Genomic DNA, 21,472 nt, shown 5'->3' on the forward strand with positions numbered 1-21,472 from the left:
TGTTATTGTATATCCCCGAGAAGTATTTTCGTCTTCTCTTGATAAGCTTCTATAATGGAAGGATCTGTATTCCTATCGGTAATAATTCCTTCAATTTCTGTAAAACTACATACTTTTGAAAAAGCTTTTTTATTAAATTTGCTATTATCTGCTAATAACCATGTTCTTTCAGCAGCGTTAACCATCAACTGCTTAATCATAGACTTTTCAAAGGTTGGTGCACTCACTCCACTTTCTAAATCTATTGCGTGAGCACCAAGGAAGAAGATGTCGGCATATATAATCTCGAGCATTTTCTGTGTAGCTGACCCATATAACGCGCCTATCCCTTGCTGCAATTCACCACCAGTAACAATTACTTTATTCGAACTGTCTAATAACTCGTTGGCAATGTTGACATCATTGGTTACTATTGTTAAGTCGCTTCGGGGTTTTAGTAATCTAGCTAATTCTAAAGTAGTTGTTCCCGAGTCTAATATAATAGTAAAATTTTCCTCTATTAAGGGTAGAGCTTTTGATGCAACCGCTTTCTTTTGTTCGTTATTTTTAGTGGCTTTCGAAGAATATGGGACTTCTTCCGCAAGCATTTCAAGCGAAACCGCTCCTCCATGCGTACGAATGACTTTGCCTTTTGCTTCTAATTCCTTTAAATCTCTTCGAATTGTCATTGATGATACATCCAACTGTTGAGAAACTTCCTCGATATCAATCTTTTTATTGACTAAAATCTGTTGTTCTAACCATTTTCTTCTCTCAATTGGGAACACTCAACTTCAACTCACTTACTATAAATTTGTTAATTTTAAACAACCACTCTTGTTATATTATGTTTTAGTTGTTCATAATTGTCAATATATTTTTAGGAATTTTATAAAAAACAATCGAACATTGTCGATTACCTGTATTTAGAAGTTATTTTTACATTGTCAATGTTAATAATTAACAATCCTGCCACTTTTATACCTTGGGAATATATTCTTTTTACGGATAAAACACTATCTTACGCTCTATACAATAACCACGATGTTAATTTTAAACATGATGATGTTAAAGCTAATCAAGAGTACTGTAAAATTGTAATGAATTATTAGGAAGTAGAAACTGTTTATCTCCATTTAAAAAAGACTAAAAACGATAGATTTATCGTTTTTAGTCTTCAGCATTTCTCCTCGATAAGGTCACAGAATTTATCTAACCAATATAAACCCGTGCCTCATATGGACGTAGTTTGATCGTAGCGCTCTCCAAGTTTTCCTCTACGTCTTCATAATTCCCAATTAGTAGCGTTCCAGTAGTAAGCTCATTATCTCGTATTTGGAATTCTGCTACTTCCCTACTAAAGTTTGTCAATACAAGCAGCTTTTGATCTTCATAAGCCCTAGTATATGCATATACTTGCTCATTAGCGTCATCAATTAGCTTATACTCTCCGTAAACAATAATCGGATTAGACTTACGTAATTGAATTAATTTACGGTAATAATGATAGATTGAATTTGTATCTTGAACTGCTTGTTCTGCATTTATATCTGAATAATTCGGATTTACCTTAATCCATGGTTTGCCTGTCGTAAACCCTGCATTGTCACTAGCATTCCATTGCATTGGAGTTCTAGCATTATCTCGCCCTTTTACATAGATAGATTCCATGACACTTTCATGTGGCTCACTACCCTCAAGTACTTTTTCTTTATACATATTTAGGATTTCAATGTCCTTATAGTCATCAATAGAATCAAATCGGACATTCGTCATGCCAATTTCTTCTCCTTGGTACACGTAAGGAGTACCTTGGAGCATATGAAGAAATGTAGCCAGCATTTTTGCTGATTCTACTCGATACTCCTTATCATCCCCAAAACGAGAAACCATTCTTGGCTGATCATGGTTATTCATATATAAACTGTTCCAGCCAACTCCATGGAGACCGGTTTGCCATTTCGTAATATTGTCTTTTAAATCCTTTAATTCTAATGGTTTCAAGTCCCATTTTCCATTTGGACCAGAGTCTAAATCCATATGCTCAAAGGTAAACACCATATTTAACTCATTACGACTCGGATCAGTATACAGCTTTGCATCTTCAACACTAGCACCCGGCATTTCGCCCACTGTCAAAATGTCATAGCTCGATAACACCTTTTGATTCATTTCCTGCAAGTAATCATGGATTCGGGGACCGTTAATGTAATATTGCCCACCTCCAACGTATTTCTTACCCTCAGGATTAGGAGCATCTGGTAGTCCAGGTGCCTTCGAAATAAAATTAATAACATCCATGCGGAAGCCATCAATTCCTTTTTCTAGCCACCAGTTCATCATGCTATAAATTTCATTGCGAAGTGTTTCGTTCTCCCAGTTTAAATCTGGTTGTTTTTTACTGAATATATGTAAAAAGTATTCACCAGTTTGCTCATCGTATTGCCATGCAGAACCACTAAAGGTTGATTCCCAATTATTGGGCTCTTTTCTCCAAATATAATAATCACGATATGGGTTGTCAGTTGATTTACGAGATTCCATAAACCATGCATGTTCATCAGATGAATGATTGACAACGAGATCCATGATGAGTTTCATATCTCGGTTATGTACTTCCTTTAGTAATTCCTCCCAATCCGCCATTGTTCCAAACTCATCCATAATGGCTTGATAATCACTAATATCGTAGCCATTGTCATCATTTGGAGATTTGTAAACTGGCGATAGCCAAATTACATCAATCCCTAGATTTTTTAAATAATCTAGTTTTTGTGTAATACCTTTAATATCTCCAATTCCATCACCATTACTGTCATGAAAACTACGCGGGTATACTTGATACACGACACTTTCTTTCCACCATTGTTTGTTCATTATGTCAGCTCCTAACAAAGTTCTGCTACTCGATAGTCTGCTATATCCTATCATGTAAATTGTATTATCTATTGTTCATTCGAAATCTCTAAATAGCGTTCAGTAGACAGCTACATTCAATAACATTTGAAAACCTTTTCAGTTTTTAATGTATCATAGACATGTGCTTTCGACAATTACCAAGTCTACAAAAAGAAAAAGATAGTAGTGCAACTAATACACTACTATCCTTATAGAATTTACAACTTAAATTTACGAACTAACCCATTTAATTCTTCGGCTAGCTTCGCTAATTGTTCAGAGCTACCAGCCACTTCCTCCATAATACTGCTCGTTTGCTGTGTCGATGCAGATGTTTGCTCAACTCCAGCTGCAGATTCCTCTGAGATTGCTGCGATTTCTTCAATAGAAGTACTCATTTTCTCACTATTAGTTGAAATGTCAGCTAGGTTCTCTGAAATGCTAGAAATACTGGTTACCATGCCAGATACAGCCTGACTAATCTTGCCAAAGGTCTCTCCTGTCGTAGCAATATGTGAGGTTCCTTGCTTCACCTCTTCATAGCCACCTTCTAGTGAGTCCGTTACATTTGTCGTCTCCGTTTGGATATTGGAAACAATCTCGGTAATATGTGTAACAGAATCTGACACTTGCTCTGCAAGCTTTCTGACTTCATCCGCAACAACAGCAAAGCCTTTGCCATGCTCCCCAGCTCTTGCCGCTTCAATTGCAGCGTTTAACGCTAGAAGGTTTGTCTGTTCAGCGACATCCTTAATAACGGTTACTAAGTTTGAAATTTCCTGTGAATGTTTGTCAAGACCTGTTACCTTCTGAACAGCCTCTTGGACAATACGATCAATCCGTTCCATTTGTTCTGTAGAGGTAGTCATTAATTGACTTCCTTCATTCGTCAATGATAAGACTACATTCGAATCTTTTCCGATTAAAAGACCCTGATCATTGGCTTCTTTTACCTTCGCGACAAAGGAACTCATCACTGATGACAAATCACTCGCACTATTTGCTTGTGTTTCGGAACCTGCCGCAAGCTCCTGCATGGTTGTTGCAACTTGGTCTGTCCCTGTTTTTACTTCATTTGCTGATTGTGTCAATTCTTCACTTTGACTCGATACCGTTTCTGATACTTCATTAATCTGATTTAATAGATCTCGCATATTCGTATTCATTTCATTTGTGGCTACAACGAGTTTTCCGATTTCATCTTGTGATTTAACTTCAAGCGCCTCATGGCTTAAGTCGCCACTAGCAATGCTTCTCATTCGCTCCATAATACGTTGAATCGGCTTCGTGATACGTCTTGTAACCCATATTGTTACTGCAACACCAATAATCAATACAATACCTAAACTAATTGAAATAGGAATAATAATTGCTTGAGCTTTTTTCTCAAAATCAACTTTGTTAATTGTTCCGGCAATAATCCAATCTGTAGTTGAATTTTTGACGAAACCTAGGGCTTTATCTTTTCCCTCTGATTCATACTCAACGACTCCATGGTCACCAGCGTCTACGATTTTTTGGTAGTAGTCTTCTTGTGACTGATCCTGCCCAATATTATCTACGGTTGGATGGGCAACATACTTGCCATCATTATCAAAAATCACAACATAACCAGTATCACCGATTTTTACTTTCGAAACCATTTCAATAAGTGTATTAACCGATACATCAGCACCCATTACACCAACTAATTGATTACCATTAAAATATGCTTTCGCTGCTGTTACAACCGTTTCACCGGTTCCCGCATCCACATATGGATCTGTCCAAATAATTTCTCCACCAGCGTCTACAGCATCCTGATACCATGGTCTTTCTCGTGCATCAAAATCTGCAGGAAGATCTAATATCGGGTATACAACCATCTCACCATTTTCTTCCAACCCAGTATAGAGGTTTAAAATGGAAGGTGATGTTTCTTTCGTCTCTTTTAAATAATTTATCACTTGATCATGTTTATCAGCTTGATAGTCTACCAATAGCTCATTAGACGTATAACGATCTAATGTACCAGTGATATTGGAGAAAAACATTTCAAATGTATCATCCATACTTACCATTTGACTTTCCACATTGTTTACGAGCTCATCTGTTGTATTTTGCACACTCGATAGATAGCTTACTACGGAAACAGTTCCCCCAGCTAATATAATCAAAAGGATAAACGGAATTAAGATTTGATTCTGAATGGACTTCGTAAAGAAATTACCTTTCCCTTTACCCACATTTACATGCTTGTCAGTTTTCTTTCTTTTCATTTTATTACCTCCAGTTTTAAATATTCAGTATTTTTTTCACCCAATTATTTATATGAAAACTGCATAAGCGTGTCCATGAAGGAAACGACTTATGCAGTTTAACTATTTTATCTCTCTCTATTTTTTCTATTATTTCTTTATAATTTAAATTGACGTACTAAGCCATTTAGCTCTTCAGCAAGTTTTGCTAATTGCTCAGAGCTTCCGGCAACTTCTTCCATGATGCTGCTTGTTTGCTGTGTGGATGCAGAGGTTTGTTCAACACCAGCTGCGGATTCTTCTGAAATTGCAGCAATTTCTTCTACTGATGCGTTCATCTTCTCACTGTTGTTCGCAATCTCTACTAAGTTCTCTGAAATTGTTGTAATACTACTTACCATTCCAGTTACAGATTGTGTAATTTTCCCGAAGGTTTCTCCTGTTGTCTCAATTTGGGAGGTTCCTTGCTTAACTTCCTGATAGCCACCTTGGAGTGATTCGGTTACATTATTCGTCTCTGACTGGATATTTGTAACAATATTCGTAATATCGGTAACAGAATTTGAAACTTGTTCTGCAAGCTTTCTTACTTCATCTGCTACAACGGCAAATCCTTTCCCATGCTCACCAGCTCTTGCAGCTTCAATGGCTGCGTTTAACGCTAATAGATTAGTTTGTTCGGCAACATCTTTAATCACAGTAACTAGATTTGAGATTTCCTGTGACTGCTTATCAAGACCAGTTACCTTTTGAACGGCATCTTGAACAATACGATCAATCTTCTCCATCTGTTTCGTCGAATCAGTCATTAACCTGCTACCTTCATTGGTCATAGCTAGAACTTGTTTTGAGTTTTCTTCTATAGACAACCCTTGTTCGTTTGTATCCTTTACCTTTGTAACAAAAGTGCCCATGATCGATGACAAGTCACTCGCACTATTTGCTTGTGTTTCAGAACCAGAAGCAAGCTCTTGCATTGTCGTAGCTACTTGGTCTGTTCCTGTTTTTACTTCATTAGCAGATTGCGTTAACTCCTCACTTTGACTTGAAACAGTCTCGGATACTTTATTAATCTGATTTAGTAGATCACGCATATTTTGGTTCATGTCATTGGCTGCTAATACAAGTTGGCCTACTTCATCTCGAGCTTTTGTTTGTAGGTCATCATAACTTAAATCACCACTTGCAATAAGCCTCATTCGTTCCATAACCGTTTTGATTGGATTTGTAATTCTACGTGTAATGAAGAACGTTATAACGCCTCCAATAATTAATACAATACCAAGACTAATCGTGATAGGAAGAATAATTGCTTGTCCTTTTTCCTCAAATTCATCGATATAAACTGTACCGCCTATTATCCAGCCTGTAGTTGGATTTTTAACAAATCCCATTACTTTATCCTTACCTTCAAACTCATAGTGAACAATCCCTTGATCACCAGTGCTCACTATTTTTTTATAATATTCCTCTTGTGATTGATCCTCACCAATATATTCCGCATTTGGATGGGCAGCAAACTTTCCGGCGTTATCAAAAATAGTTGCATAACCCGTGTCACCAATAGTTATTTTATCTACCATTTCGATAAGGGTTTCTGCTAATACATCTGCAGATAGTACGCCCGTTAATTTACTTCCGTTATAAATAGCTTTAGAGGCAGTCACAACTAATTCGCCAGTACTTTCATCAAGATATGGGTCTGTCCAAACAGTTTCTCCTTTTGCACTTACTGCATTTTGATACCATGATTGCTCTTTTACATTGAAATCATTACTTAATTCTGTCTCAGGATAAATAATAACTTCCCCAGTTTCTTCATATCCTATATAAATATTAGCGATATTGGCATCAGCTACTTGGGTCTCTTTCAGGTCTTTCAAGATATCCCCAAAATAATTGGAATCATATTTCATCATCATATCTTTTGATGCTAATCTATCCAGTGACGTCTCGATACTAGAGAAAAACATTTCAAATGTATCATTCATCCCGACCATTTGACTTTCCACATTGTTAACAAGCTCATCAGTTGTATTTTTTACACTAGTTGTATAACTTACAATTGAAACAGCTCCTCCAGCAATAATAATGAGTAAAATGAAAGGAATTAAAATTTGATTTTGTATTGATTTGGTAATAAAGTTGCCAGTATTTCTAGTATGTTTATCAGTTTTATTTTGGTTATTATTTCTCAATTTGTCTGTGTCCCCTAGCATGTATTATTCTAGATGTCTAATTTAGAACCACTATTTTGGAAAACTGCATAAGCGCCTCCTTGAAGGAAACAACTTATGCAGTTTATGTATGTTCTCTCTATCTATTTTTCTCTATAGTTTAAATTGTCGTACTAATCCGTTTAGCTCTTCTGCTAATTTAGCTAATTGCTCAGAGCTTCCGGCCACCTCTTCCATGATGCTACTTGTTTGCTGTGTTGATGCAGAGGTTTGTTCAACACCTGCTGCGGATTCTTCAGAAATTGCAGCGATTTCTTCAATGGATGTACTCATCTGCTCACTGTTGTTCGCAATCTCTGCTAAATTCTCTGAAATTGTTGTGATACTACTTACCATTCCAGTTACAGCTTGTGAAATTTTCCCGAAGGTTTGTCCTGTTGTCTCAATTTGGGAGGTTCCTTGCTTAACCTCCTGATAGCCACCTTGTAGTGATTCTGTTACATTATTCGTCTCTGACTGGATATTTGTAACAATATTCGTAATATCGGTAACAGAATTTGAAACCTGTTCTGCAAGCTTTCTTACTTCATCTGCTACAACGGCAAATCCTTTCCCATGCTCACCAGCTCGTGCAGCTTCAATGGCTGCGTTTAACGCTAATAGATTAGTTTGTTCGGCAACGTCCTTAATCACAGTTACTAGATTTGAGATTTCCTGTGACTGCTTATCAAGACCAGTTACCTTTTGAACAGCATCTTGAACAATGCGATCGATTTTCTCCATCTGCTTGGTAGAATCAGTCATTAATTGGCTACCTTCATTGGTCATAGCTAGAACTTGTTTTGAGTTTTCTTCTATAGACAACCCTTGTTCGTTTGTATCCTTTACCTTTGTAACAAATGAACTCATTACTGCAGACAAGTCACTTGCACTATTTGCTTGTGTTTCAGAACCAGAAGCGAGCTCCTGCATCGTTGTTGCAACTTGCTCTGAGCTAGCTCTTACTTCATTTGCTGATTGTGTTAACTGATCGCTCTTACTTGTTACAGTTCCAGATACTTCCGAGACTTGGTTAATAATAGAGCGTAAATTAGAGCTCATCTCATTAATAGAAGAAGAAAGCTTACCGATTTCATCTTTTCCATCATAATTAATATTTTCAACAGATAAGTCACCGGCTGCAATTTGATTACTCACTTCTACTACTTTATTTAAGTTTCGAGAAACCAATCTACTAATAAGAAGAAGTAACAGCGTTCCAATTACAGCTGAAATAACAAGTGCAGCAAGCTGTACAATAAACGTTAATTGTTGACTTTCCTTAACATTATCGATTGCTAACTCTCTATCTGCATTTACAGTATCCTGTAAACTATCCAAAAATTTAACAGTCTCTTCACTAATTCTGTTGGACTGCAGCACATAGTTTTCTGCTGAGACAGTTTTATCATTTTGTACCGCTGGTAGAATACTACCTTCAAATAGATCATTCATTAATTGATCATTGGCAACAATTTGTTCGAACAAGGTAATCTGTTCTTCTGTATCAAGTTCATCTTTAATATCAGCTTCCAATTTATCAAAGAATTCCTTTTCCATCTCTAATTGTTCTAATATCTCTGGATTTTCTGTTGCCCAATAATTTACGATATGATTACTCTTGGACCTTGTAAGAGAACCCATTTCTGAAATATTTAATGCACGATCACCTCTACGCTCTAGTGCATCCACATTATCCCCAATATTTCCAACTAAAATTGCACCAATTGCTGAAGATACTCCAAATAGAATTAATACGACCGTTAGAACAATCCCGTATTTCCAGCCTATCTTTAGGTTATTAAATAATTTAAATGATTTTTTTTGTCTTTGTACGTTAGTCTTTTTTTTCCCCATTCTACAACACCTTTGCGAGTGACTCCGAAATACGATCTGCATTAAATGGCTTCACCACAAAGTCATTTGCACCTGCTTTTATCGCATCTACAACCATTCCTTGTTGTCCCATTGCAGAGCACATAATTATTTTGACATTTGGTAATTTCTGTTTAATTTCAGTTGTTGCATCCACACCATTCATCTCTGGCATTGTGATATCCATTGTAATAAGGTCTGGATTTAGCTCGGTTGCTTTTTCGATTGCTACTAAGCCATTTTCAGCTTCGCCAACAACCTCATGTCCTAGTTTTGTAATAATATCTCTTAGTTGCATACGCATAAATGCTGCGTCATCTGTAATTAACACTCGTGCCATCTTGATGTCCTCCAATTAATTAGCTACTTCTTTTAATTCTTCCGCTTCTTCCATTGCTAATACTTTACCTAGTTCAAGTAATATTAGTAACTCGCTTTCAAGTTTCGCAACACCTTTAATATATTCCTTACGAACCATTCCGCCCATTTCTTTTGCCTCTTCGATTACACTCGAATCAATATCCAATACATCTGTTGCTGCATCTACAATTAGCCCTACTTGAATGTTGTCGACCTTTACAACGACAATACGGTTCAAATCAGATGGTTCTGTTTGATCGATTTCTAACCGTTCCTTTAAATCAATTACTGGAACAGTCTCACCATGAAGGGTCATGATACCCTTAATGAATTCTGAAGTTCCTGGTACCTTTGTGATTTCTTTCATTTTTTCAATGGACATAACCTGCTTCACATCTGCGCCATATCGTTGACCATTTAAGGTAAAAACGATAATCTTTACTGTCTCTTCCATCATGATGCCTCCCTCGTTATTTTACTAATGCATTTGGATCAACAATTAAACATACTTGACCATTACCAAGAATGGTTGCGCCACTAATTGCAAACACATTTTTCAAATAATTACCTAGTGTTTTTAATACGACTTCTCTTTGTCCGATAAAGGAATCCACTAGTAAGCCCGTACGTTTATCACCTTTTTGAATGATGACCGCTGAATTACTAGCGACATCTTCCTCTGTCACACCATAGACCTTATTCAAGGATACTAATGGTACAATATGACCTCTAAAGTCCATAACCTTTTGTCCATGAACATATTTAATATCTTTATCTTCCAATGCTACTGTTTCAATAATAGAAGAAAGTGGTACAGCAAATGTTTCATGTTGAACCTTCACTAGTAATGTAGAAAGGATAGAAAGCGTCAATGGTAATTGAATAGAGAATTTACTTCCATTACCAGGATTAGAGGTTACAATAATAGAACCACCTAATGACTCAATTTTGTTTTTAACAACATCCAACCCAACACCACGGCCAGAAATATCCGAAATTTGATCAGCTGTACTGAAACCAGATGCAAATATTAAATGATATACTTCTTCATCTGTTAACTGTTTGGAATGATCCTCGCTAATCAATCCGTTTTCAATGGCTTTCTTCTCAACCTTTTCACGGTTAATTCCTGCGCCATCATCCTCAATGTCAATATAAACATTATTTCCACTATGATAGGCTTGAAGTACGATTTTTCCTTCTTCTTCTTTTCCTGCTTGAATCCGTTTCTCAGGGGACTCAATCCCATGGTCCAGAGAGTTACGAATTAAATGAACAAGAGGATCACCAATTTCATCGATAACTGTCCGGTCAAGCTCTGTTTCACTTCCTATAATTTCCAGGGAAATCTTCTTATGTAAATCCTTTGATAAGTCCCTGACCATACGTGGAAAACGATTAAATACCTGCTCAATTGGAACCATTCGCATCGCTAACATTAAGCCCTGCATATCTTCGGTTACACGAGTTAAGTTTTCGACTGTTTCGGTTAATTCCTGGTCCTTGTATTTAAGCGATAAGTCCTCTAATCTACTACGATCAATGATAACCTCTTCAAAAAGATTCATTAAACTATCAATTCGCTCAATGTTCACACGAATCGTCTTAGATTGTTTCGGTTTTTCTTGTGTAGTAGCTTTTGTTTCTTTTGCAGATTCTGTTGTATTTGCTGGTTTTTCCGGTGCTTTTTTCTCAAAAGAGAAATCAGAAACTACAACATTTTGAATCTCAGATACTTTTTTAATGGTCTCTTTAATAGAATCCTTTGATTCTTGTGTTAAAAATAGAATAGAAAAGGATTGGTCAAAGCTGCCTTCTTCAATATCTTCAACTTCTGGAACAGTTTTAATAACTTCTCCTTCACTTTCCAATTTATCAAATACCATATAAGCTCTTGGACCTTTAAGGACACAGTCTTCCGTTAATTCAACCTTAATTTGATAAGCATGGAACCCATTGCCCTTAGCTTGGTTGATAACAGTTGCTTGATATTCATCTAGGTCTAGAGATTCTACAGGTGCATTTATGGTTGGACTGACTTCTTCAGAGCCTTGTTCCACATAGGTTCCTGCTTCAACTTGCTTTAATTGCGACACAAGTGATGTAACATCCTTTTTCCCATCATTTCCCTCACTAATGGCACTTACCATTTCTTCTAGTGCTTCAACTGCTGAAAATGTAATGTCAATAACTGCTGTCGATACAGCCAGCTCATTATGGCGTATCTTATCCAATACGTTTTCCATTTGGTGTGTTAAGGAAGCAATATCCTCAAACCCCATCGTTGCGGACATGCCTTTCAGTGTATGGGCTGAGCGGAATATATCCTGAACGATATCAATTTCCGTTGGCTGTTTCTCCAGTTTAAGAAGATTATCATTAATTGCTTGAAGATGCTCTCGACTTTCATCGAGGAATACTTCAATATATTGATCAGTGTTCATGTTGCACGTCCTCCTAGGATTTAATCTACTAATAGATATAGGTTTAGCTCGCCGATTGCGTTAAAATTAACAGTTAATCGAATCGCTTTTTCATACCCTAATAATGTAGTACTTCCTTCTACAATAGTTGGAGCAGTAATATCTGTTGTAATGCCACTTTCAACAATGTTTGTGGAAAGACCACCAGCAATCATATTACCTAGCTCTCCACTAAATGAAACAAGCATTTCGTCTTGTAATGGCATTCCAAACATCGCTTCACCGATAGCACCAAATACGGATGAATCTCCTGATAGCACTAAATTCCCTTTGATATCTCCAGTAATACCGATTAGCACACCAAACTGAATCTTTAATGATTCTCCTGAAAGCTGCGGTTTACTCATTTCATACTGAATTGGTATGACATTCTTGATGGAAGCCATCGTTCCATTTAATAAAATTGTTATTGCTTTACTCTTTTCTTGCTTTTTTCCCTCCAACTATGTTGACCCCTTTATCATGTAGTTTTAAAAAAAGCTATTCCAAACAAAGAAATAGCCAAGAAATAAAATATAAATCTACTTGGTAACCAGGCGATCCTAGTCAAAAGACCTTAGACCCTAGGTTTTGCGTCCTATTCTTTCAAATAGTTTGCCTTTTAGGTAGTAAAATATTCTTATTTGAATAGTACAAATTGACTATTAAATCATAGTACAGTAAACGCTAAAAATCAATAAAATTTTCAAAAAAGTATTATGGAATTTAAAGGTACAAATGACCATGACTTCAGTCTTCGGTATGATGAATTTTGAAACTCAAACGAAAGATAAAATTATTGAAGTTGTCATAATTCACAACGAAACTGTAGGCATTTTACTATTTCTTGCTAGAATTCTTGCTCCCTTGTCATTTGATACAAAAATAACAGGGACATTTTTCTCTAACAGCTTTAAACAAGATGCGATTATCTTCTCGTCTGGTCCCCCATTGAGATGATGTCTGTTTAAATATTCTTTGGATGGAACCTCTAAAAATTCACATCGGCCTGCTTCTTGATAGAGCTCTAATACATCAAAACCAATTTGTGCAGACTTTCTAGTACCTGGATCATCATTGCTTTTTAGCCCATCTAGCTCTCGCATAACTTGCTTACTAATGTATAGCTTCATATTACTATCACGATAGGCTGCGATAAGCATCAGCTGTTCGTGCATCAAAATATTCGTGTCAGGTGCGATTGCGATTCCTTTTTGGATTGCTTCCTCTAAACGTCGGTACTTCATAACCGCTAGCTTTTGAAGTGATTGCTTCGCAAGAACATCCTCCATCTTACCAGCTGTTCTATTAGCATGAATAGCAGCTAATATTGTAAGTCCAATCCAAGCGATTAACATCGTTTCATTATCAAACCCGATTGAAATGAAATATAGTATAAATTGTAAAAGAATAATGACAAAACCTAATACGACCTTACGAGCGTAAATATGTCCTAGTCCAGGAACAAGAACAGACAAGAATCCTGCCTTTCCCTGTTCAATTGAGGAAGATTGTTTTACTCGATAAAAATTTGCAAATAAGATAACGCTAAGGATATAGATAATAATTTGATAGATATCCTGAATATCTAACCACTTGGTTATCATTCCAACCACAATTGCAAGTAGCATTCTAGCTTCTCTCCTTTATGTTAAAAATGATTCTGGTCTCCTGTATCATGATGATGGTCGTTTACAATCCCTAATCCTCTATCCATTCCGAAGTGTGTTTCATCAACAAAAGCATCCATGCCTGGATTTTTATAAGGATCGTTTCGATCAGAATCATAGCCTGAATCATAACTGGAGTAGCTAGAAATATGGGTAGGACGCCTAGACATAATCATTGCGTCTAAAGTCTTATTTGTCCACTCATCCTTCGTTGTAGGGAATATGGACTTATACTCAATTTGTTTACCAGAGCTCTTTCCTCTTAGCTCAATTAAAAAAGTACCGAGGATTCCCCCTACTAATGACCCAATGATGATTAATCCTGTGTTCATCTAAAGCCCCCTCCCTCAGTTGTCTATAGGATCGTTATATTCCCTATATCGACACATTCAGACAAATTATTAATACAAATCAGTTATTTTATAGCGGAAAACGAAGAGTTTTTTCAAAAATTTGCTTGTAAGGAATTCTAGGCATTATGCACCACATAAAAAAATCCACCTTAATGAAAAGGTGGATTTCCAAACATTTACTATTTTCTTTTTCGAAAAAATACCGTTGCCGCTGCAACAGCACTAGCCGCACCTATATATTTCAAGCCTAGCAAAGACTTCTGTTTCCAATAACTTCGAATCGATTCCATACTCCTGATAAGATCTGCAACCTCTTCATAAAGAAATCGCTTTTCCATTGGTGTAAGGCTTTTATTTCGCAAGCTTTCCTGCAATTCCGATATAGCAACACGATTTAATTGCTTATCTTTTTCCGAAAGCTTTGTACTTATTTCATTTATTGCATCCAGATAATGAAGTATTTGTCCTGCCAATTTAATGGAATCCGAACGTTTGATTAAAATGCTAATGTAATCTTCTAATTCTAAATCCCTTAATTCCCCTAATTGGTGAACCACTTCAACAATTTCCTCTTGAAAACCATCTAAGCTTATTTCTCGCGTATCCATTCGCCCCATTACCATCACCCTATGTCACCATGAATTATGTCAAAATCTAACATTAATCATACAACATATCAACGAAAATTGGGACTATTTTTTCATTACATTTATGTTTCAAATAATTCACCATTTAAAGCTTGAATATATCTTGTTGCAGATCTCTCCACTGCAGCAATTCCATCCTCTTTCACGACCCGATAAAAGGCGTTGTAAATTCGATCAATTTTCATCTGTTTTACACGTGTTGAAATATCTGCTACTTTTGCAGCAGGTAAGGGAATTAGATTCGGATAACTATACATAAAACTTACCCAGTCCTGATCTTGGACTACTTGAATAATATCTCCTGAAAGTAGGATACCCTTTTCATCGTTTCCTTCCTTCCATTCTAATACTGCACCACCCTTATAATGTCCACCAAGACGATGCAAGATTATTCCTTTATCAAGCTCTAGTGTTTCGCCAGACCAAAACACGATTCGATCACTAGGTCTTGTGACCCATTCCTGATCATCCTCATGGATGTAAATGAGCGCATTAAATGCCTCTGCCCATTCGACCTGCGTGGTGTAGTAATGAGGATGAGATAATGCAATTGCATCAATACCTCCTAGTTCCTCAATAGCTTGAATGGTTTCTTCATCTAAATATGTTAAACAATCCCAAAGTATGTTAAAGCCACCATTTTGAACCAAATAGGCTGTTTGTCCAATCCCAAAGCTTGGCCTCGTATGAATACTATATAGACCTTTTTCATCCATAATAATTTCGTTTTGATAGTTATGGTTTTGAACCATTTCCTCTAACGTAATCCAGGATTGACCGCTTGGATGGACGTATTGCCTTTCTTCTGTGCATATTACACATTTCTCAGGTTCTTTCGGTGAGCCATTGTACTGAATGCCACAGGTTTTACATATATAATGCTTCATCATTTCATGTCCCCCATTTACATCTATTAATGGAAATATATGTGATTGGAGTTAGTACTATGATTTTGTTTTGTGGGTTGCTATTGTATAGGAATACTTCTGGAGAAAAAAGAGGCTTTACTAATAGTTCTATTTACCTAAAATTGGATTAAAATGAGGATGGGACAAAACTAAAAGGTAATTCTAAAAAGCCGAACGAAAACTAAACCAGATCCGGAATTATACATAGACTCCTGCGGGAGGAAAGGCATCGGTGAGACCCCACAGTGCGTCAGCGCGAGGAGGCTCACCAGCCGCCCGCGGCAAGGTAGACACTGTGAGGTTGCTCACGAACAGTTGTCGCCCCTGTACTGGAAGTGAAAGCGAAGTATATTTCCGGTTCGGAATATATGCACAAGCCATAATCGTTCGTTTTTTCCTTGCTAAAATACTTTTGTCCCAGCCTCTTTATCAACCTTATTATTTATGCAGGATATCCAATTCGCGTAAAATAACCGGAACTAGTGGATTGCTAGAATCCAAGTTAGATACTTTTTCTAACACACGCTCATACCCATGTAGTGAAATCATATCCTGTAATTCGATTGCTTCCATATCTTCCGTATTTTGATAGTGTAATGCTGCTGCTATTACTTTTGCGAGATTTGTAGGAGGATTACCCGTTATTTCCATAGATAGCTTAGCTGGCCTAATTAATCGATCATTTGGTCCTAGCTTACGAATTGGACCTCTACCTACTCGCAACACATCGTCAGAGATATAAGGATTCTGGAAACGATTGATAATCTTTTGCTTATATGCATCATGTTCACTTCGGTCAAAGTGATAGGTTTGAATAATCGCTTCACCAGATTCATCTAATACACCAGTAAGAATCTCCTGAATAGAATTATCCTTCATTGCTTCATTAATCGTCTTGTATCCCATAAGTTGGCCAAGATAAGCAGGCACTGCATGACCAGTGTTTACGGTAAAAAGCTTCCGCTCAATATAAGGCAATAAATGATTAACATATGTAATTCCTTCAATAGACGGTATGTCACCCTTCATGGATGACTTCTCTACGACCCATTCAAAATAGGGCTCGACCATGACCTCTAATCGATCACGATTAGTTTGATTTGGTACGATACGGTCGACAGCTGCATTTGGAAACCCAAATAGGTTATCAGCTATTTCGCTTTCTTCCTGTGAAAAATACGCATATACCTTTTCTTTTAGGAGGTCACTTCCGCCTACCATGTTCTCACACGCGATGAGGTTTAACGGCTTTGGATTAGCTTCCATGCGCTTTCGTAATCCTTTGGCAACTAGCTCTGAAATAATCGCTAGCACATTAGGTCCGACTGCTGTGGTGACAATGTCCGCTTCTGTGATAGCTTGGATAACTTTATCCGAATCTCGTAAACTATTAATACCAGAAACATCTCGAACCGTTACGATTTCCTCGGTTTCATCTGCTAGCTTAACCTGATACTGCTGTTTGTCATTAATAGCATCAATAACAGATTCATTCACATCTACAAATATCGTATGATAACCAGATTGATATAATAAGGAACCAATGAATCCTCTGCCAATATTTCCTGCACCAAAATGCACTGCTAACATTTAGTTCACCTCATCAAAAAGACTTATAATTTCCTCTGTTGAAATTGCTTCTAGGATCTTTTCGATATTTGCTTCTTCGGAAAGTACAATCGCTATTTTCGATAATATTTCTAAGTGTTCATCTCCTTTTCCAGCAATACCGATGAGAACCTTCGCCACATTACCTGAACCAAAATCAACGCCCTCTGGTATCGTTACAACAGAGATCCCTGTTTCCACGATTTCATTTTTTCCACTTTCTGTACCGTGAGGAATGGAAACATGGTTCCCCATGTATGTAGAGGATAGCTCTTCTCGCTCTAGCATTTTTTCCACATATTCCTGCTTCACATAACCATTCTCCACAAGAATTTTTCCGGTATAGCGAATTGCCTCTTCTTTATCTACAAATTTCTGATTCAAATGAATATTTTCCTTTGTTAACACTGCTTTAGTCACCCATGATGCACTCCCTACAATAGATTTTTTTCCTTTAAAAATTTTTGAAATTGCTTCGATAGAAATTCCTTAATTCTCGCTTCGTTCCCTGACTCAAATAATCTAGCATTGTCCTCATGTTGTATAAACAAATTACTTATAAAGCTTAGTACCTCAAGCACTTCTTTGCTTGTTTTTTCTGGTGCTAGCATCATCAATACGGTATCAACCTGCATCTCTTCATGATCCATCCCCTTCATATTTAAGGGATTTCGTAACGGATAAATACGCATACTTGGGACTACTATATCGTCAGAACGTGTATGGAACAATGCCATAGATGTACCAGGAATACCTAGTCCACCTAATTGTTCTCTTTTTATCAGCTTTTCTTGAATATTTCCTTTATCCTTTATAACACGAACCGCTTCTAAATCAAGACAAACCCTTTGCAATATCTCTCGCATGGACAAGTGTTCGGATATCGAATGAACAGCGAAGCCTTCTAAAAGCTCAATAACAATTTGTGCATATATCTGTGTTGTTTTTAAGTGAGAAACCAAATCGTGCTGCTGGGTATCCTCACTACTTTCCGATCGACTTTTCTTTTGCGAAGTGGGTTGAATTTTTCGCTTGCGAATTAGTTTTTGAATACGGCGGATTTCGGTATCTGTCAGCATGGGTGAAGTTAAGATATACTCTCGTTCCACCCCAGCTAAAGGAACAGTTGAAATAATTACATCATAATCCGTTAAATTTAGATTGTCTAAATCAAACAATGACTTATTCTCTACTGTTTTTATTTCAGGTACCTTTTGTAAAAGCTTAGAAGCTAATATTTTTGCAGTTCCAATTCCACTAGCACAGATAACCAGTGAGCGAATATGTAAATCCTTCTCATTTAATAATGTGGCAGCAAAATGCAACACTAGATAACCAATTTCAGCCTCTGGAAAAGTCATATCCGTGAAGATATCACCAACACCTCGGCTGATCAAATCAAATAATTCTAGGTAATCATTTTTAATTACGTCTAGCATCGGATTTTTTATCGGCATTCCTTGCTTCAAGCGATACACGGTTGGTTTCAGATGCGCAACTAGATCATTAAGTAACGAAACATTGTTGTTTAAATTAACATCTAAATTCGAACTAACGAATTGAATTAATTCCGTTGCCATAACTGCGATATCCATACTGGAATCCTCAATTAAGAATGGCTTACTCAACTGTAACTTTGCTCCCATTAAATGCATGGTAATATATCCGATTTCATCCTCTGGAATTTTCATCCCGAAGGAGTGCTCTAAATCTTCAATAATATTACGTGCTATTTCGTACTCTTTTGTCTGATTAATTTGCTTTAAATACTCCGAATCAAATTGAATCTGCTCACCCTTTTGTAATCTTTCCATCGCTAGTGCCAGATGAACAACTAACCCAATATAGGCATTATCCGCTAATTCATGTGGTAAGTATTTCCTTGCTTTTTCCACAGCATCTTGTATGTTGATTAGCTTTTTTTGATCAACTGATTCTAATAAACGACTAGAAATAATTGCAGACGGCTGATTCCAATTCCCATGATGCTCATCATTACTTAATGTTATCAGTTTAAATGGCTCCACATACTTGGTTATGAGTTGGCTTAAAGCAGCGCGCTTTTTGATTTCTTCACCTTTAATTTCTACTCCATAACCACGTCTGCGAATTAACACTAAATCAAAAGAACCTAAATCTCGCTCTACTTGATCCAAATCATTACTAATGGTAGCAATTGTCACATGTAATTCACTGGCAAGGGTGAACAGTTTAATTGGCTCATTGGATTCTAGAAGAGTGGACAAGACAATTGCTTGACGCTCTTCTGTCGTATACTCGGAAGGCGCTAGACTAGAAATAACCTGTATTAGCTCCTGCTTAGCCTCCATCGTTCCAGAAACACGTAATCCACTTCCAGACCGTTTGACGAGCGTTACATGATTATTAGTGAGAATCTCTTCTACATGTTTTAAGTCTCGATGAATGGTTCGCTCACTTACTTGAAGTGAATTAGCAATTTCCTTTATCGTCACATCGTCTTGTACCTGACATAACAGTTCGATAATCTTACGTTCCCGACTAGACACATACAAACTGTTCACCCCCCTCCAGTTCAATCTAATTCATTACTTCGAAAATCTAGTTACCAGTTCCTCATATCTTGGACTATTTAAGAAATTTTCCACTGAAATATGCTCTGCATTCGGGAGTTTAGCTTTAGCACGATCCGTTAATTCCTTTTGTGTAATTACAATATCGGCATCATTTGGCAGCTCATTAATGGCACTATTGGATACCTCAATATCAATGTTCGCTTTATTAAATTTGTTCTTTAATAAAGAAGCTCCCATCGCACTTGAACCCATGCCTGCATCACAAGCAAATATAACTTTTTGAACATCTACTTGGACAACAGCTGCAAGCTCCTCTGAAGCATCCTCATCTTGTGAATTTAATATACCCGAAACCGAGCTTTTCTTCCCTTTTAACTCTTCCATTTTCATCGTAGCGTCCGTTAAATCCCCTGCTTTTGATTTATCTGTTTTTAAAATAACAGCTGCAACCGCAAAGGATACTGCTGCAGATACAATGATTGCTAAGATAACACCAACATAGCTACCCTGCTCTGTCATAGCCAATACTGCAAAAATACTACCTGGAGATGCTGGGGCACGTAGACCTGCATCAAATATTGTCAGCGTAAATACGCCGCTGATACCACCAGCGATTGCTGCTAAAAGTAATACTGGCTTCATTAAAATGTATGGGAAATAGATTTCATGAATACCACCTAAAAATTGGATAGCAGCTGCGCCGGAAGCCGAGCTCTTGGCTGCACCTTTCCCAAATACAACAAACGCTAGTAAAATTCCTAAACCAACACCAGGATTTGCTTCTAATAGAAATAGAACTGATTTTCCTTCTTCAGCTGCTTGTTCAATCCCAAGTGGGCTTAATATTCCATGATTAATCGCATTGTTTAAAAAGAGAACCTTCGCTGGTTCAATAATAATGTTCGCAAGTGGTAATAACCCTGCGTCTACAATAAAGTCAACACCTGATGCCAATACTTTGTTTAAACCAGCCACAACTGGTCCAATTATTTTTACCGAGATACCTGCAAGGATAGCTGCTAGAATACCAGCTGAGAAGTTGTTGTATAGCATTTCAAATCCAGAACGGATTTTAGCTTGAAACAACCCATCAATTTTCTTCATACACCAACCTGCAAATGGACCAATAATCATGGCACCTAAGAACATTGGTACATCTGCTCCAACAATAACACCCATTGTAGCAGTAGCACCAACTACTCCTCCACGAAAATCGTAGACCATTCGTCCACCCGTAAAACCAATTAATAATGGTAATAAGTACTTAATTGTTGGGTCAACCAACGTAGCTAAATCTTCATTTGGAAACCAACCATCTGGAATAAATAATGCCGTTATAATACCCCAAGCAATAAATGCACCAATATTTGGCATAATCATGCCACTCAAATAGCTACCAAAACGCTGTACCTTAGCTCGAAAACCTTTTTGTTCGGCCATTGTTAACACACTCCTATTCTTAAATATAAATAAATGAATTCTTATTTAAATGATACAGCGCTTTCATGGATACCAGCAATGTAATCTAAACACGATTTTGTCACCTAACATACTGACAAAATTAAAATAATAAAGAGCATAACCTACTATTTAAATGAGGATTATTATATCATGAGTTTGAATATAGCGAGTTTTTGGAAAGTCCTGTCGACTAGTCGTGATGATTTGCAATTATCTAATTTGACCATACTAGATGAAAGGTGT

At 37.0% G+C, this 21,472-nt stretch carries 17 protein-coding genes and 1 riboswitch; all 17 genes read right to left on the minus strand.

Features of this window, described 5'->3' with window-relative positions; all coding sequences use genetic code 11:
• Positions 1-2: 2 nt before the first annotated feature.
• Complete coding sequence (locus ABC228_RS17815) at positions 3-767, minus strand: DeoR/GlpR family DNA-binding transcription regulator (RefSeq protein ID WP_345826531.1); 765 nt, start codon at positions 765-767, stop codon at positions 3-5.
• Between the two features lie 424 nt (positions 768-1,191).
• Complete coding sequence (locus ABC228_RS17820) at positions 1,192-2,856, minus strand: glycoside hydrolase family 13 protein (RefSeq protein ID WP_345826532.1); 1,665 nt, start codon at positions 2,854-2,856, stop codon at positions 1,192-1,194.
• A 239-nt stretch (positions 2,857-3,095) separates the two neighbouring features.
• The gene (locus ABC228_RS17825) at positions 3,096-5,135 is read right to left on the minus strand and encodes a methyl-accepting chemotaxis protein (RefSeq protein ID WP_345826533.1); all 2,040 of its coding nucleotides are present in this window, start codon (positions 5,133-5,135) and stop codon (positions 3,096-3,098) included.
• A gap of 137 nt (positions 5,136-5,272) precedes the next feature.
• Entirely contained in the window at positions 5,273-7,312 is a 2,040-nt protein-coding gene (locus tag ABC228_RS17830; protein ID WP_345826534.1) for a methyl-accepting chemotaxis protein, read from the minus strand.
• Between the two features lie 132 nt (positions 7,313-7,444).
• Positions 7,445-9,187 carry a methyl-accepting chemotaxis protein gene (locus tag ABC228_RS17835; RefSeq protein WP_345826535.1) on the minus strand — a complete coding sequence of 581 codons (1,743 nt, stop codon included), beginning with the start codon at positions 9,185-9,187 and terminating at the stop codon, positions 7,445-7,447.
• A 1-nt stretch (position 9,188) separates the two neighbouring features.
• Positions 9,189-9,545: a response regulator gene (locus ABC228_RS17840; protein ID WP_345826536.1), complete on the minus strand. Its 357-nt coding sequence runs from the start codon at positions 9,543-9,545 to the stop codon at positions 9,189-9,191.
• Between the two features lie 15 nt (positions 9,546-9,560).
• On the minus strand, positions 9,561-10,022 hold the full coding sequence (locus tag ABC228_RS17845; RefSeq protein WP_345826537.1) for a chemotaxis protein CheW: 462 nt from the start codon (positions 10,020-10,022) through the stop codon (positions 9,561-9,563).
• A gap of 13 nt (positions 10,023-10,035) precedes the next feature.
• Positions 10,036-12,009: a chemotaxis protein CheW gene (locus tag ABC228_RS17850; RefSeq protein ID WP_345826538.1), complete on the minus strand. Its 1,974-nt coding sequence runs from the start codon at positions 12,007-12,009 to the stop codon at positions 10,036-10,038.
• A gap of 20 nt (positions 12,010-12,029) precedes the next feature.
• The gene (locus tag ABC228_RS17855) at positions 12,030-12,491 is read right to left on the minus strand and encodes a chemotaxis protein CheX (protein ID WP_345826539.1); all 462 of its coding nucleotides are present in this window, start codon (positions 12,489-12,491) and stop codon (positions 12,030-12,032) included.
• An 81-nt stretch (positions 12,492-12,572) separates the two neighbouring features.
• Positions 12,573-12,657, minus strand: a riboswitch (cyclic di-GMP riboswitch).
• 185 nt (positions 12,658-12,842) lie between these two features.
• Complete coding sequence (locus ABC228_RS17860; RefSeq protein WP_345826540.1) at positions 12,843-13,658, minus strand: PIN domain-containing protein; 816 nt, start codon at positions 13,656-13,658, stop codon at positions 12,843-12,845.
• Positions 13,659-13,678: 20 nt separating this feature from the next.
• Positions 13,679-14,029: a hypothetical protein gene (locus ABC228_RS17865; RefSeq protein ID WP_345826541.1), complete on the minus strand. Its 351-nt coding sequence runs from the start codon at positions 14,027-14,029 to the stop codon at positions 13,679-13,681.
• Positions 14,030-14,229: 200 nt separating this feature from the next.
• Positions 14,230-14,667, minus strand: coding sequence for a hypothetical protein (locus tag ABC228_RS17870; protein ID WP_345826542.1), 438 nt, complete (start codon positions 14,665-14,667; stop codon positions 14,230-14,232).
• A 92-nt stretch (positions 14,668-14,759) separates the two neighbouring features.
• Complete coding sequence (locus ABC228_RS17875; RefSeq protein ID WP_345826543.1) at positions 14,760-15,587, minus strand: MBL fold metallo-hydrolase; 828 nt, start codon at positions 15,585-15,587, stop codon at positions 14,760-14,762.
• 456 nt (positions 15,588-16,043) lie between these two features.
• Positions 16,044-17,195 carry a mannitol-1-phosphate 5-dehydrogenase gene (locus ABC228_RS17880; RefSeq protein ID WP_345826544.1) on the minus strand — a complete coding sequence of 384 codons (1,152 nt, stop codon included), beginning with the start codon at positions 17,193-17,195 and terminating at the stop codon, positions 16,044-16,046.
• On the minus strand, positions 17,196-17,633 hold the full coding sequence (locus ABC228_RS17885; protein WP_345826545.1) for a PTS mannitol transporter subunit IIA: 438 nt from the start codon (positions 17,631-17,633) through the stop codon (positions 17,196-17,198).
• Positions 17,634-17,647: 14 nt separating this feature from the next.
• Positions 17,648-19,741 (minus strand): BglG family transcription antiterminator, encoded by a 2,094-nt coding sequence (locus ABC228_RS17890; RefSeq protein ID WP_345826563.1) that lies wholly within the window; start codon positions 19,739-19,741, stop codon positions 17,648-17,650.
• Positions 19,742-19,780: 39 nt separating this feature from the next.
• Positions 19,781-21,208 carry a PTS mannitol transporter subunit IIBC gene (locus ABC228_RS17895; protein WP_345826546.1) on the minus strand — a complete coding sequence of 476 codons (1,428 nt, stop codon included), beginning with the start codon at positions 21,206-21,208 and terminating at the stop codon, positions 19,781-19,783.
• Positions 21,209-21,472: the final 264 nt, after the last annotated feature.

It is taken from the genome of Ornithinibacillus xuwenensis (assembly GCF_039614845.1).
GTDB lineage: Bacteria > Bacillota > Bacilli > Bacillales > Amphibacillaceae > Ornithinibacillus > Ornithinibacillus xuwenensis.

What these genes read in the sequence shown, in the direction of transcription:
- ABC228_RS17820 (WP_345826532.1), bottom strand. Translation starts at nt 2,856, where the DNA reads ATGAACAAACAATGGTGGAAAGAAAGTGTCGTGTATCAAGTATACCCG.
- ABC228_RS17825 (WP_345826533.1), bottom strand. Translation starts at nt 5,135, where the DNA reads ATGAAAAGAAAGAAAACTGACAAGCATGTAAATGTGGGTAAAGGGAAA.
- ABC228_RS17835 (WP_345826535.1), bottom strand. Translation starts at nt 9,187, where the DNA reads ATGGGGAAAAAAAAGACTAACGTACAAAGACAAAAAAAATCATTTAAA.
- ABC228_RS17840 (WP_345826536.1), bottom strand. Translation starts at nt 9,545, where the DNA reads ATGGCACGAGTGTTAATTACAGATGACGCAGCATTTATGCGTATGCAA.
- ABC228_RS17845 (WP_345826537.1), bottom strand. Translation starts at nt 10,022, where the DNA reads ATGATGGAAGAGACAGTAAAGATTATCGTTTTTACCTTAAATGGTCAA.
- ABC228_RS17850 (WP_345826538.1), bottom strand. Translation starts at nt 12,009, where the DNA reads ATGAACACTGATCAATATATTGAAGTATTCCTCGATGAAAGTCGAGAG.
- ABC228_RS17860 (WP_345826540.1), bottom strand. Translation starts at nt 13,658, where the DNA reads ATGCTACTTGCAATTGTGGTTGGAATGATAACCAAGTGGTTAGATATT.
- ABC228_RS17865 (WP_345826541.1), bottom strand. Translation starts at nt 14,029, where the DNA reads ATGAACACAGGATTAATCATCATTGGGTCATTAGTAGGGGGAATCCTC.
- ABC228_RS17870 (WP_345826542.1), bottom strand. Translation starts at nt 14,667, where the DNA reads ATGGGGCGAATGGATACGCGAGAAATAAGCTTAGATGGTTTTCAAGAG.
- ABC228_RS17875 (WP_345826543.1), bottom strand. Translation starts at nt 15,587, where the DNA reads ATGATGAAGCATTATATATGTAAAACCTGTGGCATTCAGTACAATGGC.
- ABC228_RS17880 (WP_345826544.1), bottom strand. Translation starts at nt 17,195, where the DNA reads ATGTTAGCAGTGCATTTTGGTGCAGGAAATATTGGCAGAGGATTCATT.
- ABC228_RS17895 (WP_345826546.1), bottom strand. Translation starts at nt 21,208, where the DNA reads ATGGCCGAACAAAAAGGTTTTCGAGCTAAGGTACAGCGTTTTGGTAGC.